The organism is Pseudomonas sp. FW305-3-2-15-C-LB1, from assembly GCF_058787615.1.
In genome coordinates this window covers 1-15,743 of sequence record NZ_JBYSZX010000034.1, presented here as the reverse complement: position 1 = coordinate 15,743, position 15,743 = coordinate 1, and the positions used below count along the sequence as shown (strand labels likewise).

Here is a 15,743-nt window from a genome sequence, read left to right as displayed (position 1 = left end):
CCCGTTTGGGCGGCGTATCAGTAAAACCGTCGACGGCATTACCACCGAGTTCTTCTGGCAAGGCGACAAACTGATTGCCGAACACCACCAGGACCGCCACCGCAGCTACCTGTACGAACCGGACAGCTTTCGTCCGCTAGCCTTGCTGGAAGGCTTCGGCCCCAAGGAAACCAAGGCCTATCACTACCAACTTGACCACCTCGGCACGCCGCAAGAACTCACCGCCCTGGATGGCGAAATCGTCTGGTCCGCGCATTACCGCGCCTACGGGGAAATCACCCGCCTCGACATCGGAAAAGTCGACAATCCGCTGCGTTTCCAGGGTCAATATTTCGATCAGGAAAGCGGACTGCACTACAACCGCCATCGCTACTACAATCCGGATGTTGGTCGTTACCTGACGCCGGACCCGGTGAAGCTGCCGGGTGGGATCAATGCCTACCAGTACGTGCCCAACCCTACCGGATGGGTAGACCCGTTAGGGCTCAGCTCATGTCCTGGCGCCGGTGAATGCAAGCCCGGCAGTGAGGTCGAAAACCCAATTATAAAAGCCAGGGCCAACGAAAGTCAGCCAGCACTACCGAGGCTAACAAGGAAAGATCGAAGCGAACGAATTGGGGCCCTAACTGAGGCAAATGCAAAACGACGCGTGTTAGAACTTGAAGAAAAATATGACATGCACACTGTCGCCAAGCACGGCCCTGAGATCACCGATACTGCGCTAAAACAGAGAGCAATTGATGGAACAGACCCGAGCACCGGATTGCATAAGCCTGGAGCGAAAGGAAACTTAAGCTCTCAGTTTCATGGTTGGAAAATGCAACTCAACGCATTGAACAAGGCGTTGACACGTGAATCGCTTGGGCTAGATCCGTTCAACGGAATGGATCACAATAAAAATCCGATGCTCAAGCTGGAATTACCCGGAGCAGGACGAGGCTATCGCCCTAACAAAAAACAGGTTGAAAGCCCAACCCTTAATGAAAACCTAAACTGGTTCGAAGTGAAATTTGATAAAAAAAATAACACCAGGCCATTTACCGCCTTTCCAGCCGAGAAGAAATAATGTTGAAAAACCCATTTTTAAATGAGCCGTTCGATCCTAGCCTGAAATGGTTCATTGGTGTATTTGATATATATGATCAAGAGCAAGGGCCAGGTCTAGACCTGGAGAAATATAATCCAAACGAAAGAGCCGACCGAGAGTTCCTCATAAAAAATTACGCCCTGAATTTAAGCTACCTTTCTTACAGACATAAATATGTTTTGATCAAGGCCCTAGAAAGCAGCCTGAACAATGAAAGTTATGACTTCCAGAGCTTATTCGATATAAATGAAGATGAGGCCGCGTCATGGCCAAGAGAAGAATGGTACGAACTTGAAAACCCTAGAGAATTTTTAGTGGATGTATATCAACTCGCTCAAATCAGTTGGAAAGAAGACCTCCAAAAAGCCAGCCTCGAAGACCAGTCAACCTGGTAACCCAAACACCGCCCTCCAAGGCAACACCGACCCTCTGTGGCGAGCAGGCTTGCCCTGCGTTGGGCCGCGAAGCGGCCCCAGTCCAGGCGATGGGTGTTTTCAGGTAACCCCGCATTGTCTGTTTTGGGGCTGCTGCGCAGCCCAACGCAGGGCAAGCCTGCTCACCACAGGAAGGCTGCGAACCACAACAAGCGGGATCACCCAAACAAAGGGAGTTCACCAACCCTCTTTAAGCATCCGCAACTCCAAATGCTGCAACAACATGATGGTCTTGCCATCCACAATCTCGCCGTTTTGCACCCTTGCCAAAGCCTCCTCAAAGCCCAGCTCCAGCACTTCGATATCTTCGCCCTCCTCTTCCAAGCCACCGCCAGTCCCAACCCGATCACCCGGCTGGTACTCCCCCATGAAAAAGTGAATCCGCTCGGTCACCGACCCCGGGCTCATGAACGCTGCGTAGATTTTCTCGACATGGCCGACGCGATAGCCGGTCTCTTCCTCGGCCTCCAGGCGAATGCGCTCTTCGGGGCTGGCGTTATCCAGCAGCCCGGCCGCCGCTTCGATCAGGTAACCATGGTAGTCGTTGACGAACGTCGGCATGCGGAACTGGCGAATCAGCAACACCGTACGCTGGGCGCGGTTGTACAGCAGGATGGTCGCGCCATTGCCGCGGTCGTACACCTCGCGGGTCTGGGTTTGCCAGCTGCCGTCGCGGCGGCGCAGGTCGAAGCTGTACTTTTTCAGCAGGTACCAGTTCTTCGAAAGGGTCTCTTCGGCGGTGATGCGAACGGGGCTGGTGTCCATGGTCGTACTCTCAAGAAAGGGCGAGTGTTTGTTTCATGCGATCCCAGGCAAATGGATCATTGCTGGCGCGCAGGATGTAACCCACATGCGTCGCCGGTGACGATTACCCACCCTAACAATCTCTGCACGTCTTGTTCAATGCAGTAACACTTTGTAAGAAACACCCATGGGCGGCTGTCGAATTAATACCTGCCTGGGCAAGCCATCTGGTAAAACCCCTGCTTGACCTTTTACCTGGAACCTTCATGTCCTCACGTTTTTTCTCGCGCCTGAGCCTGCGCTGGTTTCCCCTGCTGTGCATGGCGCTGCTGATCGTCGGCCTGCCGGTGGGCTGCGCCGTGCTGCAACACAAGGAACGCGAACTGGTGTTTCGCATCGAGCCAGGCACCGCCAGTTGGTACAGCGGCTTGCCCAAGGCGGTGCAGGAATTCGAACTCAAGCCGGCCAGCTTCAAATCGGGGCAGAACATCCATGGCTGGTGGTACCCGGCGGACAAGAAAGATGCTCCCGCGATCCTCTACCTGCACGGCGTGCGCTGGAACCTCACCGGGCAGCTGTTTCGCATCGAGCAACTGCACGCCCTGGGTTATTCGGTGCTGGCCATCGACTATCGCGGCTTCGGCAAGAGCCACGGCGAGCTGCCGTCGGAAACCACCGTGTACGAAGACGCACGCATCGCATGGGAACGCTTCCAGGTGCTGCAACCCGACCCACAGAAACGCCTGATCTACGGGCACTCGCTGGGGGGCGCGGTAGCCATCGACCTGGCTGCCGAATTGGGCAAACAGACACCGTTGCCGGTACGTGGCCTCGTCATCGAATCCACCTTTACGTCGCTGGCGGATGTGGCCACCGCCGTGGCGAATACCTCACTGCCGGTGCGTTGGTTGCTGTCACAGAAGTTCGACTCCATCGACAAGATCGCCGACATCCATATGCCGCTGCTGGTGGTGCATGGCCTTGACGACCGCTACGTACCGCCGCGCTTCAGCCAGCAGTTGTTTGAAGCCGCCCGGGAGCCCAAGCGGCTGTTACTGGTGCCCGGTGCCAGCCACAACAACAGCATGAGCCTGGCCGGTCGCAGTTATGGCCAGGCGCTGGACAAACTGATGCAAGCGAAGATGCCGACGCAGGTTGTCACCCACTCCACAGGCCGCAACGGCGACTCGTAAAAATGTTTTTCGGCACTGGGTTCGTGCTTGCCTGTCAAGCGCAAACCCAGGCCATGCTGGGCCAAATCCGAAGTTGATCAAATATTGATCTTGGCTTAAATCGCCAACCCTGCCGGGGCTTCGCAAAGTTATCCACAGAGATACCCACGGTTTTCGTGGACAACTCTTTTTATTTTTTTACGCTTTTTTTGCTCAGCAAACGTTTTCCGGGAATGTCCCCGGCAACAAAATTTCGCGATTCACATCGCGTATATCGTTATACCCACACAGCGCCATCGTCACGTCCAACTCGCGGGCAATGATCTCGAGCGCCTTGGTCACACCCGCCTGGCCCATCGCCCCCAGGCCATACAAATGCGGCCGGCCGATCATCGTGCCTTTGGCACCCAACGCCACCGCCTTGAGCACGTCCTGGCCGGAGCGAATGCCGCCGTCGAGCCACACCTCGATGCGCTCCCCCACCGCCGCCACGATCGCCGGCAACTGGCTGATGCTCGACGGCGCGCCATCCAATTGCCGTCCTCCGTGGTTGCTCACCACCAGCGCATCGGCACCGGCATTTGCGGCCAAGCGTGCATCCTCCACATCAAGAATGCCCTTGATGATCAACTTGCCGCCCCAGCACTGCTTGATCCACTCCACATCGTCCCAACTCAGGCGCGGGTCGAATTGCTGGGCGGTCCAGGACGACAGCGAACTCATGTCGGCCACGGCTTTAACATGCCCGACGATATTGCCGAAGCCGCGCCGTTTAGTGCCAAGCATGCCCATCACCCAACGCGGCTTGGTGGCCATGTCGAGGATATTCGGCAGGGTCAGTTTGGGCGGCGCGGACAGGCCATTGATCAAGTCCTTGTGGCGTTGCCCGAGGATCTGCAAGTCGAGGGTCAGCACCAATGCATCCACGCCGGCGGCCTTGGCGCGCTCGATCAACTGCTCGATAAAGGCGCGGTCGCGCATCACGTACAACTGGAACCAGAACGGCTGGCCGACGTGCTCGGCGATGTCTTCCAGCGAACAGATGCTCATGGTCGACAAGGTGTAGCGCAGGCCAAATGCAGCGGCAGCGCGGGCGGTGAGAATCTCGCCATCGGCATGCTGCATGCCGGCCAAACCGGTCGGCGCCAGCGCGACGGGCATGGCCATGTCCTGGCCGATCATGCTGGCGCGGATCGAGCGCTCGTCGATATTGCGCGCCACCCGCTGGCGGAACTTGATGCGGGCAAAGTCGCTTTCGTTGGCGCGGTAGGTGCTCTCAGTCCAGGAGCCGGAATCGGCATAGTCGTAGAACATCCGTGGCACACGTTTTTGCGCGAGCTTGCGTAAATCTTCGATGGTTGTGATCAACGACATCTAGGTCACCTCTCCCTGGACTGAATGCTGAGAGTAACCGCCCATCGCCCGCACAACCAGCCATTGCGTTTACGGCATGAGACGACTAATCTCGCACAAACCCGCAAAAAGACGCAAAACCATGCACAACACCCATCAAGCCATCGACCTGCCTTCTTTGCGCAAACAGAAGATTTTGTTGCTGCTGGAACGCGACGGCAAAGTCACCGCCTCGGAGCTGGTGGAGCACTTCGCCGTGTCCCAGGACACCATCCGCCGCGACCTTGGCGAGCTCGCCGCTGCCGGCCTGCTGCAACGCGTGCACGGCGGCGCCCTGCCCCGACCCAAAGACACCGGCAAGGATTTTTTCACCCGAGTGGGCGAAACCAACGACGCCAAGCGCCACCTCGCCCGCCTGGCCGCCGAACGGGTCGAGGATGGCCAGATCGTGCTGTTCGATTCCGGCTCCACCACCCTGCAGATCGCTCAGTCCTTGCCGCACTCGATCCGCCTGACGGTGGTCACCACCTCGCCGATGATCGCCATCGCCCTGGCGGACCATCCCGATGTAAAAGTGATCCTCACCGGCGGCCAACTCAACCCGGCGACGCTGTCCACCAGCGGCCATGAAACCGTGCGGTTGATCCAGAGCATCAAGGCCGACCTGCTGTTTACCGGCGTGTGCGCGCTGCATCCGCAAGTCGGTATCAGTTCGCTGCATTTTGACGAGGTCGCGGTCAAGCAAGCCTTGCTCGACAGTGCGTCCCATGTGGTGGCGGTGACCATGGCCGACAAGATCGGCGCCGTGGAGCCGTTTGTGGTGGCACCGTGCAGCCGCATACACACGTTGATTACCGAATGGCACGTGCCGAATGTGCAAGCGTATGAACAGCTAGGTGTGGAAGTGCTGCGGGTAGAGGTCGAGTAGGCACAGCGCATCGGAGGTTGCCAGGCCGCTGGCCGTGTTGTCGAAGATGCACCAGGTGGGCACGCCATCCTCCATGGACGCGCTGACCAAACGGGCATAGGCCTGGACCCGTTCAGGTCCATAGCCGCTGTGATAAATGCGCGGCGTCCCGTGCAGGCGCCAATAACGCACGCCCTGCCAACCGGCCGGTGTGTCTCCCGACGCAATAAGCGGCGGGTCGGCCGCCACTCGCCCGACCTGCAGGTGGCGCAACATCTCCTCAGCCGCAAGCCAACTCCCATGACGTGGCTCAAGCACTACGTGGCCCATGAAACGTTGGCGCAACGCCGCGAAGAATGCGCTGGCAACGAGCGGTTCGTAATGCAACGAAGGCGGTAATTGCACCAACAGGCAACCCAGCTTTTCGCCCAGTTGCAGGCATTGCCCAAGAAACTCATCCAGTGCAGCCTCACAGCCTTGCAGGCGCAGCTCATGAGTGAGGCGCTTGGGCACTTTGACCGAGAAACGGAAGCCTGAGGGTACCGAATCCGCCCAGCGTGCATACGTCTTCGCCAGGTGCGGACGATAGAAGGAGCTGTTGATTTCCACCGCATTGAAGCGTGAAGCATAGCGCTGCAGGTGCGTGCCCTCACCGCTGAACCTCGGCCAGTATTCACGCGGCAAACTCCAGCCGGCACAGCCCACATAGGGAGCTGCAGTCAAAACAGCACCTTGGCAGCATCGCGCATGAAAATCTCGATGGTCTTGGGGCCCACCCCGTCGAATTCCCCAAGGCGTTTTTCGAAGGCCTCACGGCTTTCGCTGACACTGCGCATATGGGTGATCTTGCCGGCGTATTCGGCGTTCAACCTGGCGCTGAGGTCGAGCAAGCGTTGCGCGGTGGTTTCGTCATAGCGCACGTAATGCGCGCGTCCCAGCATGGCCACCAATTCACGCGATGTGCAGTGCTGCAGCTTGCGCGCAGTGTCACGGCCTTCTTCCTCGACAATCACCTTATAGGCCTGCGCGGCAATCGGTGCCTGGATACGCTTGCCCATCAGGAAGCTGGCGATAAACCACTTGAACAGACTGTGGTCGTCGCCGGGCTTGAGTTCAATGCCCAACTCCGACGCGCTGATGGCGCGGGCCATGTTCAGTGGCCCAGTTTGCGCTCGGCCTTGGCGGCCTGTTCATTGATGGCATCGGTCTGACGCTCGATGTCCTTGATCTCGGTGGGCGTCACTACTTTATCGACGGTTTCGGTCTCGGGATTCGGGCGTTCCAGAGTCTGGCCCTTGTCAGCCTTGTCGGTGCCCCGCTGGGCTTCTTCAGAGCTGATGGGTGCTGGGGTTTTATCGGCATTCATGGTGAGTCTCCAGTCAATTGAAGGCCCGTGAAAATGACGGGCGCTTAAGCAGCAGAGGCCCGCCGATGTGGATAGTTCAAGGAAATTGCCCGCGCCAACCGCCCGGAAAATAAGCGCAAATTAATTTAAACCTTTGTCGCCCGCGCTGGATCAACTCTCTCAGATCCCATTCCCAAACTGGAGACACTCGATCATGAGTTCACACCTAAACGGCAAGAATATTCTGGTTATCACCTCCAATACCGGCATTGAGCGCGATGAACTGCTCAAACCGTTGGAAGCACTGCGCGGGCATGGCGCGACGGTGACCCACGCCTCCAGCAAGGGCGGCACCACACAGACCTTCGTCGGCGACACCGAGAAAGACCAGACGGTGGAATCCGCTGCAAAACTGTCCGAGCTCTCCGGTGCTGATTTCGATGCACTGGTCATTCCCGGCGGCACCGTCAATGCGGACACGCTTCGCCAGGATGCAGCCGCGTTGAAGCTGATCAACGAATTCGTGCAGGCGGGTAAAACCGTAGCGGCGATTTGTCACGGACCCTGGGCACTGATTGACGCAGGCGTGATCAAGGGCAAGACCCTGACCTCCTACAAGAGCGTGCGTATTGACCTGGAAAACGCCGGTGCCGCCGGCTGGGTCGATGCCGAGGTCAAGGAATGCAAGGCCAACGGCTGGACCCTGATTACTTCGCGTACGCCGGACGATCTGCCGGCATTCAATGAGGCAATTGCGAGGGCTGTGGCAAGCTGATGCCCGAGTGCTGAACGAAAACAGGCGCCGTCGAGGCGCCTGTTTTTTATGGGCTGATGCCTCAGCTTTTACGATGCTCCGGCATTTCCCGTTTCGGCCCGAACATCGCCCAGGCGATCAGCCCCAACAGCGGCACAAAAATCAGCACCACCAGCCATAATCCTTTGGACTCCCAGCCCCCCGTGCTGCGCAACACGATATTGATCGCCCACAACTCCAGCAGCAACAGAATCACCGCCAGCCCAATCCAGATATATTGAATTTCCATGCTTCACCTCCTAGGTCGTATGCGTTAGGTCAAGCATCGGCCGTGAGGGTTCATTTAAATTTGCGCGAACCTTGCGCCGTGGTGGAATGCAATGCGCCACAGGGCCAACCATGCAACCTGCACGAACAGCACCGTCACGCACTCGCTGTAGGCCATTGAATTTGTAGAGGTATTTCAAAAAGCTCAGGTTGGTACACCTGATGCACTCCTGCACTGGACGAGGCGTGCATTTCGACACGCCCTGACTTTCCCGTGAGGTGTCACCCATGAATGCGATTGACCTGCTCAAAGCCGACCACGAACGCGTCAAAGCCCTGTTGACTCAACTGAGTGAATCCACCGAACGCGGGGTCAAGAAACGCACTGAACTGCTGGCCAAGCTGGAAGCGGAAATCAGCCTGCACACCAAGCTGGAGGAAGAAATCCTGTACCCGGCGTTCAGAAAAGCCGGGGGCAAGGAACAAGACATCATGTATCACGAGGCCAAGGAAGAGCACCGTACCGTCGACGCCCTGGTACTGCCCGACCTGAAGCAGACCGAACCTTCGACAACAGAGTTTTCCGGCCGGGTCAAAGTGGTCAAGGAGCTGTTGGAACACCATATCGAAGAGGAGGAAAGCGAGATGTTTCCTCAAGCGCGAAAATTACTCGGGAAAGCACAACTTGAAGAACTGGGCGCCGAGATGGAAGCGATGAAAACAGCGCATAAAAAGCAGCAGGCAACCAAGACCCTGGCAGCCTGAAGCATGTTTCACCGAAGCCTCACGGGTAGTGCCGGGGCTTCGGTGCCGGGTGCTGGCGAAGGTTCGGCGCCAATCCCCAATCGCCCTGTTCGTACCAGTCATCACCGAGCATTTCGGCCGGATGCATGGTGCGGTCGGCACCGTTGCCGCAGGCCAGGTCAGAGGCGCCGCAATAGCGGTCACACCCCCAGCAGATGCGTTCAGGGTGTTTGGGATGCAGCGGAAATGGCTTGGCCATGAAGCAGCTTCCTACCGGTGAACTGTAGGTCAAGTCTAATGCCACGATACCAACCCGGCCTTGACACGGATCAAGCCGGGCAATCATGAAATATCCTGCAAATTTGACAAGAATCATTATTATTCACGGCAGACCTTCCTAGACTCGGGCCCTCTCCCCTTTCCCGTCAGGAAGCCCTCATGCGTACCTCATCCCTGCTGCCCATTCTCCTGTTGATGACCACCTTCGCGGTGTCCGCCAAGGAGTACCCGATCGGCGAACCGCAACACTGCCCGGGGCTGGAAATCGGTGCGGTGTACCTGCAACCGATCGAGATGGCCCCCGCCGGCATGATGCGCGCCACCGCCGATTCCGACGTGCACCTGGAAGCCGATGTGCGCGCCACGGCAGACAACGCCCAAGGCTTTCAGGAAGGCAGTTTCGTGCCTTACCTGAACCTGTCCTTCGCGCTGAAAAAACAAGGTGACACGCCGCCCATCAACGGTGACTTCCACGCCATGGTCGCCAATGACGGCCCGCACTATGGCGACAACGTCAAACTACAAGGGCCGGGCAAGTACAGCCTGACCTTCACCGTTACCCCTCCTTCCGGCCACCCCTTCCTGGGCCGTCACACCGACAAGGAAACCGGCGTCGCCCCTTGGTTCGAACGCTGCGAAGTGCATTACGAATTCGTCTATGCCGGCATCGGCAAGAAAGGCGGCTATTGATGCGCCGCGCCCTGCTGCTCGGCGTTTTTTCGCTGAACGGTGCAGCCTTGGTGGCGCCTTTGCCCAGCTATGAGCTGACTCTGCAAGACGGCCGCTTCACGCCGCCCCAGTTGGCGGTCAAGGCCGGCGAGCGTTTCAAGATCGTACTCAAGAACCTCGGCCAAGGCCCGGCCGAATTCGAGAGCACACCGTTGCGGGTGGAGAAAGTCTTGTCCCCTGGGGTGACCACCTTTGTGGTGATCCATCCTCTGAAGCCAGGCACCTATCCGTTCTTCGACGAATTCAACCCCCAACTGCCCCAAGGCAGCATCCGCGCCGAATAGGAGCTGTTGATGAACACATCGATGTTTATTGTGTGGCGCGAAAGCGTCGAGGCGCTGCTGGTGATCGGCATTCTGCAGGCCTGGATCAGCTGCCAGGCCGGTCGCTCACGCCTGGCCCGCTACCTCTGGGCCGGCATCCTGCTGGGCCTGCTCGGTTCCGCCGGGCTGGCGGGGTTGATGCTGTGGGCCGGCGAAACCATGACCGGCCCCGAGGGTGAATGGCTGCAAGCGGCGCTGACCCTGGCCGCCAGCGGCCTGATGGTGCAGATGGTGTTCTGGATGCATCGCCATGCGCCCACGCTCAAACACCGGCTGGTCAATGAAGCCGACCAGCACCTGGCCCGGCACGGCGGTTGGGGCGTGTTGCTGCTGGCCCTGCTGGCAGTGAGCCGCGAAGGCAGCGAGACCGTGGTGTTTTTGTATGGCGCCGGTGCCCGTCTGCACGACGAAGCTCTGGGCCTGTTCGCCGTCGGTGGCGTGCTGGGGCTGCTGCTGGCCGGGCTGAGCGTGGTGCTGTTGCGCAGCAGCCGACGCTTTATTTCCTGGGCACGTTTTTTTGCCATCAGCGAAGCCTTGCTGTTGCTGCTGGGCGGCGCTTTGCTGGTGTCTGCGGTGGACCGCATCAGTGGGCAACTGTTGGCGATGGACATGCCCGACTGGGTCTACTCGGCCTTTGGCGACAGCCGCTGGGACAGCAGCCTGCTGCTCAGTGACAGCCATGGCCTGGGCGCGTTGCTGGCAGACTTCGCCGGCTACCGTGCCGCGCCCAGCCTGATCACGGTAATGGTGTTGCTCGGCTATTGGCTGCTGGTGGGTAACGGCCTGCGCCGGTCACGGCAAGCCGCATGAGCTGGCTACAGCGACTGGGCGATGGCATGCGCCGCCATGGGCGGCTGATCCGAATCGTGCAATGGATGGTGGTGCTGATGTACGCCGTGCTGCTGGTGTTACCGACGCTGCTGCCCCTGCCGGACAGCCAGGCGCGCCTGCTCAACAACCTCACGCTGCTTGCACAATTCATCTTCTGGGGCCTCTGGTGGCCCTTCGTGTTGCTGTCGATGGTGCTGTTCGGGCGCCTGTGGTGCGGCGTGCTCTGCCCGGAAGGTGCCTTGAGCGAATGGGCCAGCCAGCACGGACGCGGCCTGGGCATTCCGCGCTGGCTACGCTGGGGCGGCTGGCCGACCCTGGGTTTTTGCTTGACCACGCTCTATGGCCAGTTGATCAGCGTGTACGACTACGCCCCGGCCGCGCTGCTGATCCTCGGTGGCTCGACTCTCGCGGCGGTTGTGGTGGGCCTGCTGTTCGTGCGCGGCAAACGCGTCTGGTGCCGCTACCTGTGCCCGGTCAGCGGCGTCTTCGCCCTGCTCGCCCGCCTGGCGCCGGTGCACTTCGCCGTGGATGAACAACGCTGGAAGGCCAACGCCGCGCCGCGCCTGTCGTTGCCCAACTGCGCGCCGCTGCTGGACATCCGTCGCCTGCAAGGCGCCAGCGAATGCCACGCCTGCGGCCGCTGCAACGGGCAACGCGGCGCGGTGCAATTGATCGCCCGCTCATGCAACCAGGAAATTCTGCAGGCTCCGTTGCAACACGGTTCGGCCTGGGACGTACGCCTGCTGCTGTTCGGCGTGATCGGCCTGGCCATGGGCGCGTTTCAGTGGACGCTGAGCCCCTGGTTCATCGCCCTCAAGCAACACCTGGCCGAGTGGATGGTGAGCCGCGACTGGCTATGGCCGCTGCAAGACAACGCCCCCTGGTGGTTGCTCACCCATTATCCGCAACTCAATGACAGTTTCAGTTGGCTGGATGGGGCGTGCATCGTGCTGTATCTGGCCGCCAGTTCGCTGGTGGTGGGCGGCGGGTGCTGGCTGTTGTTGCACCTGGCTGCGCGCTGGGCGAGTGATGGCGCAATGTTTCGGCCCCTGGCATTGACGTTGACGCCCCTGGCGGGCGCAGGATTGTTCCTGGGGTTGTCGGCGACCACGGTGAAGCTGTTGCGGTATGAAGGCTTGGTATTGGCGTGGGTGCAACCGCTGCGAGCGGGGATCTTGATGGCGGCGATCGGCTGGTGCCTGTGGTTGGCGTGGCAACGACTCGAGGGACTGCCTCGCGGACGGGCGTTCCTATGCATGCTGATGAGTACCGGGTTGATCGGCTATGGCTGGTGGCTGCAGTTCTGGGGCTGGGCCCACTGAAGCAAGCGCTATATCAGAACCTGCCAGGATTGAAACTGTGGGAAGGGGCTTGCCCCCCGATGGCAGTGGGTCAGCCAGTCCATCTGTCACTGATACTGCGTCATCGGGGACAAGCCCCCCTCCCACATTTGCCAACCCGCGCACTGCTGCGGTGCATGGCTGGGGGCCAGCCAGGTCGTGCAAGGCGTAGGGTGATCACCCGCGCAAGACAAACGCGGGAAACAACTCGCGCAAACGGCCCCACAGCTCGGGTAACGCGGCCTGTGCCGGCGCACTCGGCAATTGCCGGTCGAGCATGCTGACGGTGCGCACCATTTGCACGGCGAAGCGCTGCACACCGGTGGCTTGCAGACGCTGGGCCAGCAGCAACAACCGGGGTGGGTCGATCAAGTGCCAATGCACCGTGGTGCGGCATTCATAGTCCACGCCACTGGCGAGCAAAGTGTCGAGGCTACGCCAATTGGCGGCGCCGCTGCCCTTGACCTGGGTGATCGACTGGCAGTCTTCGGCCAGGGCCTTCACGTCGAACCCGACCCAGTCGGCATGACGCAACGCATTGGCAAACCCTGCCGGTTTGATCCCCGCGCTGTGCAAGCCGATGTGAAAACCCATCGCCCGCACTTCATCCATCGCCGCCGGCAAGCCTTCCTGCAAGGTCGGCTCGCCGCCGCTGAACACCACGGCATCGAGCAGGTCCCGGCGCCGTTGCAGAAACAGCAGCACCCGGCGCCAATCCACTTGCGTGCCGGCGCGCGGCGGGATCAGGTCCGGGTTATGGCAATAACGACAACGCCAGGCACAGCCCTGGCAGAACAGCACGCAGGCGAGCATGCCGGGGTAGTCGAGGGTGGTCAGGGGCACCAGGCCCCCGACCCGTAGCGCTCGGCTCATTGACGCCCGGCCGCCGCAGCCGTTTCGGTGAAGTGCACGCGCTCCTTGTGCTCGGACTGCTTGCCGGGGTTGAACGCCGACACCGGCCGGTGATAACCCATCACCCGGGTCCAGACTTCGCAGCGCTGACGTTGTGGCTGGGATACTTGCATGGTGAATCTCCTTGGGGTTGAAAAGCTTGGTTTAACGGGCGGCTGCCAGCACTTCATCGCACTTGGGGCAGAACTCATGTTCACCGGCCAGATAGCCATGCACCGGGCAGATCGAAAACGTCGGCGTCACCGTGAGGTACGGCAGGCGGAAACGCCCCAGCGCCTTGCGCACCAACTGCTTGCAGGCCTGGGTCGAGGAAATCTGCTCGGCCATGTACAGGTGCAACACGGTGCCGCCGGTGTATTTGCATTGCAGTTCGTCTTGCAGTTCCAGGGCTTCGAACGGGTCCTGGGTAAAGCCCACCGGCAGTTGCGACGAGTTGGTGTAGTACGGCGCGACATCGCTGCCCGCCTGCAGGATGCCGGGGTAGCGCTTGCGGTCTTCCTTGGCGAAGCGATAGGTGGTGCCTTCGGCCGGCGTCGCCTCCAGGTTGTAGAGATGGCCGGTGTCCTCCTGGAAGCGCAGCAAGGTGGCGCGCACATGGTCGAGCAACTTGAGCGCAAAGGCGCGGCCCTGCTCGGTGTGCATGCCCTGTTCATCGCCGCTGAAATTGCGCAGCATCTCGTGCATGCCATTGAGGCCGATGGTGGAGAAGTGGTTGCGCAGCGTGCCCAGGTAGCGCTTGGTGTAGGGGTAGAGACCGGCGTCCATGTGATGCTGGATCACCTTGCGCTTGACCTCCAGGCTCTCCATGGCCATGTCCATCAGGCTGTCCAGGCGTTGCAGCAAGCCCGAGGTGTCACCCTTGAACAGGTAGCCCAGGCGCGCACAGTTGATGGTCACCACCCCCAGGCTGCCGGTCTGCTCCGCCGAGCCAAACAGCCCGCCGCCACGCTTGAGCAATTCGCGCACGTCCAGTTGCAGGCGACAGCACATCGAGCGCACCTGGTTGGGCTGCATGTCCGAATTGAGGAAGTTCTGGAAGTACGGCAGGCCGTAACGTGCGGTCATCTCGAACAGGCGATCGGCGTTGTCGCTGTCCCAGGGAAAATCATGAGTGATGTTGTAGGTCGGGATCGGGAAGGTGAACACCCGGCCCTTGGCGTCCCCGGCCTGCATCACTTCGATGTAGGCGCGGTTGATCAACGCCATTTCGGCTTGCAGGTCGCCATAGGCAAACGGCATTTCCTCGCCGCCGATCACCGGCACCTGTTCACGCAGATCTTCGGGGCAAACCCAGTCGAACGTCAGGTTGGTAAACGGCGTCTGGGTGCCCCAGCGTGACGGCACGTTGAGGTTGTAGATGAACTCCTGCACCGCCTGGCGCACTTGCGGATAGCTCAGCTGATCCTTGCGCACATAGGGCGCCAGGTAGGTGTCGAAGGAACTGAACGCCTGTGCACCGGCCCATTCGTTCTGCAGGGTGCCGAGGAAGTTGACCATCTGCCCGAGCGCGCTGCTCAAGTGCTTGGGCGGCCCGGCCTCCACACGCCCCGGCACGCCATTGAGGCCTTCGTGCAACAACGAACGCAGGGACCAGCCGGCGCAGTAACCGGCGAGCATGTCCAGGTCATGGATATGCAGGTCGGCTTCGCGGTGCGCACGGCCGATCTGCTCGCTGTAGACCTCATCCAGCCAGTAATTGGCGGTGACCTTGCCCGCCACATTCAGCACCAGTCCACCGAGGGAGTAGCCCTGGTTGGCATTGGCCTGCACGCGCCAGTCTTCGCGGTCGAGGTATTCGTTCATGGAGGTGGCGACTTCCACCAGGGTCTTGCGGTCGCGGCGCAGGCGGCCGTGTTGTTCGCGGTAGACGATGTAGGCGCGCATCGACAGGAAGTAGCCGGCGTCCATCAACACGCGTTCGACACTGTCCTGGATTTGTTCGACGTCCAGTTGGTCGATGCCCCTCAGGCGGGCCAGAACGGCGCCCAGCAGCAGGTCGACGTCGGGGGGCTGGTATTCGCCGGTGGCGGTGCCGGCGGCGATCAGGGCCTGGCGGATTTTTTCGGCGTCGAAGGGGACGAGCGTGCCGTCGCGTTTGTGCAGGCGGGTGCTGGCCAGGGGGGTGAGCGTGGTTTGCATTGGGGAGGCTCCAAACACTACATATAGGTATTTTTTAGTCTTTAAACACAATATGCGGTGATATTACGAAGATTGGTCTTGGGTGCCCTTGATCGGGGTCAAGGTTTTTCAGATCGGGGGCATATCCGTTTCTTCGGTAACGGCGGCTCACTTTTGAAAAGCACAAAAGTAAGCAAAACGCTCTTGCCCTAACACTCGGCACCTCGCTTAGGCTCGGTGTGCCCGTAATTCGACAGTGATTTGGGGGGCCGCCTAAGATCAAAATCAAAAGCCAGATCAAAAGCAGGCGGATATCTAACTGATGTATGGAGATCAAACTGTGGGAGGGGGCTTGCCCCCGATGGCGGTGTGTCAGCCAACTCATCAGTGACTGACCCACTGCC

The 15,743-nt window shown here is 59.9% G+C and carries 19 protein-coding genes and 1 pseudogene; 10 read left to right on the top strand and 10 right to left on the bottom strand.

The window, feature by feature from the left end; all coding sequences use genetic code 11:
• Together AC3WP7_RS29920 and AC3WP7_RS29915 are read left to right on the top strand one after the other, a co-directional pair.
• Positions 1–1,066: RHS repeat domain-containing protein (locus tag AC3WP7_RS29920; protein ID WP_146012728.1), on the top strand; the 1,066-nt coding region annotated here is incomplete at its 5' end.
• Positions 1,066–1,482, top strand: coding sequence for a hypothetical protein (locus tag AC3WP7_RS29915; RefSeq protein WP_071493052.1), 417 nt, complete (start codon positions 1,066–1,068; stop codon positions 1,480–1,482). The genes AC3WP7_RS29920 and AC3WP7_RS29915, both read left to right, overlap by 1 nt.
• 216 nt (positions 1,483–1,698) lie before the next feature.
• Here AC3WP7_RS29915 and AC3WP7_RS29910 read toward each other — a convergent pair whose 3' ends face one another.
• Positions 1,699–2,286, bottom strand: coding sequence for an NUDIX domain-containing protein (locus tag AC3WP7_RS29910; RefSeq protein ID WP_071491699.1), 588 nt, complete (start codon positions 2,284–2,286; stop codon positions 1,699–1,701).
• Positions 2,287–2,531: 245 nt separating this feature from the next.
• On the opposite strand from AC3WP7_RS29910, the gene AC3WP7_RS29905 reads away from it, so the two are divergent.
• A complete protein-coding gene (locus tag AC3WP7_RS29905; protein WP_092245485.1) occupies positions 2,532–3,458 on the top strand; it encodes an alpha/beta hydrolase in 927 nt (308 codons plus the stop codon).
• A gap of 192 nt (positions 3,459–3,650) precedes the next feature.
• On the opposite strand, the gene AC3WP7_RS29900 is transcribed toward AC3WP7_RS29905, so the two are convergent.
• Positions 3,651–4,811, bottom strand: a complete 1,161-nt coding sequence (locus tag AC3WP7_RS29900; RefSeq protein ID WP_102593225.1) for an alpha-hydroxy acid oxidase — start codon at positions 4,809–4,811, stop codon at positions 3,651–3,653.
• A 121-nt stretch (positions 4,812–4,932) separates the two neighbouring features.
• On the opposite strand from AC3WP7_RS29900, the gene AC3WP7_RS29895 reads away from it, so the two are divergent.
• Positions 4,933–5,718 carry a DeoR/GlpR family DNA-binding transcription regulator gene (locus tag AC3WP7_RS29895; RefSeq protein WP_093123406.1) on the top strand — a complete coding sequence of 262 codons (786 nt, stop codon included), beginning with the start codon at positions 4,933–4,935 and terminating at the stop codon, positions 5,716–5,718.
• On the opposite strand, the gene AC3WP7_RS29890 is transcribed toward AC3WP7_RS29895, so the two are convergent.
• From AC3WP7_RS29890 to AC3WP7_RS29880, 3 genes are read right to left on the bottom strand one after another with little or no spacing between them, the layout of a single operon-like run.
• Positions 5,683–6,420, bottom strand: a complete 738-nt coding sequence (locus AC3WP7_RS29890; RefSeq protein WP_102593226.1) for a DUF72 domain-containing protein — start codon at positions 6,418–6,420, stop codon at positions 5,683–5,685. The genes AC3WP7_RS29895 and AC3WP7_RS29890 overlap by 36 nt on opposite strands.
• A complete protein-coding gene (locus AC3WP7_RS29885; protein WP_071491704.1) occupies positions 6,417–6,848 on the bottom strand; it encodes a DNA methylase in 432 nt (143 codons plus the stop codon). Before AC3WP7_RS29885 ends, AC3WP7_RS29890 begins: the two co-directional genes overlap by 4 nt.
• A 2-nt stretch (positions 6,849–6,850) precedes the next feature.
• On the bottom strand, positions 6,851–7,063 hold the full coding sequence (locus AC3WP7_RS29880) for a hypothetical protein (RefSeq protein WP_093530759.1): 213 nt from the start codon (positions 7,061–7,063) through the stop codon (positions 6,851–6,853).
• Between the two features lie 193 nt (positions 7,064–7,256).
• Between AC3WP7_RS29880 and AC3WP7_RS29875 the strand changes: the two genes are divergently transcribed.
• The gene (locus AC3WP7_RS29875; protein WP_071491706.1) at positions 7,257–7,817 is read left to right on the top strand and encodes a type 1 glutamine amidotransferase domain-containing protein; all 561 of its coding nucleotides are present in this window, start codon (positions 7,257–7,259) and stop codon (positions 7,815–7,817) included.
• A 61-nt stretch (positions 7,818–7,878) separates the two neighbouring features.
• On the opposite strand, the gene AC3WP7_RS29870 is transcribed toward AC3WP7_RS29875, so the two are convergent.
• Positions 7,879–8,085, bottom strand: coding sequence for a PLDc N-terminal domain-containing protein (locus AC3WP7_RS29870; protein WP_071491707.1), 207 nt, complete (start codon positions 8,083–8,085; stop codon positions 7,879–7,881).
• 266 nt (positions 8,086–8,351) lie between these two features.
• Between AC3WP7_RS29870 and AC3WP7_RS29865 the strand changes: the two genes are divergently transcribed.
• Positions 8,352–8,828, top strand: a complete 477-nt coding sequence (locus AC3WP7_RS29865) for a PA2171 family ribosome-binding persister protein (protein WP_092245471.1) — start codon at positions 8,352–8,354, stop codon at positions 8,826–8,828.
• A 19-nt stretch (positions 8,829–8,847) separates the two neighbouring features.
• Here AC3WP7_RS29865 and AC3WP7_RS29860 read toward each other — a convergent pair whose 3' ends face one another.
• Positions 8,848–9,066: a DUF3079 domain-containing protein gene (locus AC3WP7_RS29860; RefSeq protein ID WP_102593227.1), complete on the bottom strand. Its 219-nt coding sequence runs from the start codon at positions 9,064–9,066 to the stop codon at positions 8,848–8,850.
• A gap of 179 nt (positions 9,067–9,245) precedes the next feature.
• Here AC3WP7_RS29860 and AC3WP7_RS29855 point away from each other — a divergent pair, with 179 nt between their 5' ends.
• Genes AC3WP7_RS29855 through AC3WP7_RS29840 form a run of 4 tightly spaced genes read left to right on the top strand, consistent with a single transcriptional unit; the run spans position 9,246 to position 12,291 of the window.
• Entirely contained in the window at positions 9,246–9,776 is a 531-nt protein-coding gene (locus AC3WP7_RS29855; RefSeq protein WP_093123425.1) for an iron transporter, read from the top strand.
• Positions 9,776–10,099, top strand: coding sequence for a cupredoxin domain-containing protein (locus AC3WP7_RS29850; protein ID WP_093123429.1), 324 nt, complete (start codon positions 9,776–9,778; stop codon positions 10,097–10,099). Before AC3WP7_RS29855 ends, AC3WP7_RS29850 begins: the two co-directional genes overlap by 1 nt.
• Positions 10,100–10,108: 9 nt before the next feature.
• A complete protein-coding gene (locus AC3WP7_RS29845; RefSeq protein ID WP_102593228.1) occupies positions 10,109–10,948 on the top strand; it encodes an FTR1 family iron permease in 840 nt (279 codons plus the stop codon).
• A complete protein-coding gene (locus tag AC3WP7_RS29840; RefSeq protein WP_102593229.1) occupies positions 10,945–12,291 on the top strand; it encodes a 4Fe-4S binding protein in 1,347 nt (448 codons plus the stop codon). Before AC3WP7_RS29845 ends, AC3WP7_RS29840 begins: the two co-directional genes overlap by 4 nt.
• A gap of 195 nt (positions 12,292–12,486) precedes the next feature.
• On the opposite strand, the gene AC3WP7_RS29835 is transcribed toward AC3WP7_RS29840, so the two are convergent.
• The 3 genes and pseudogenes from AC3WP7_RS29835 to AC3WP7_RS29825 form a co-directional block, all read right to left on the bottom strand.
• On the bottom strand, positions 12,487–13,182 hold the full coding sequence (locus AC3WP7_RS29835) for an anaerobic ribonucleoside-triphosphate reductase activating protein (RefSeq protein ID WP_102593230.1): 696 nt from the start codon (positions 13,180–13,182) through the stop codon (positions 12,487–12,489).
• Positions 13,179–13,334, bottom strand: coding sequence for an anaerobic ribonucleoside-triphosphate reductase (gene nrdD, locus AC3WP7_RS29830; protein WP_093123442.1), 156 nt, complete (start codon positions 13,332–13,334; stop codon positions 13,179–13,181). The genes AC3WP7_RS29835 and nrdD overlap by 4 nt, the downstream gene beginning before the upstream one ends.
• A gap of 31 nt (positions 13,335–13,365) precedes the next feature.
• Positions 13,366–15,374: pseudogene (locus AC3WP7_RS29825) on the bottom strand (ribonucleoside triphosphate reductase).
• Between the last annotated feature and the right edge of the window lie 369 nt (positions 15,375–15,743).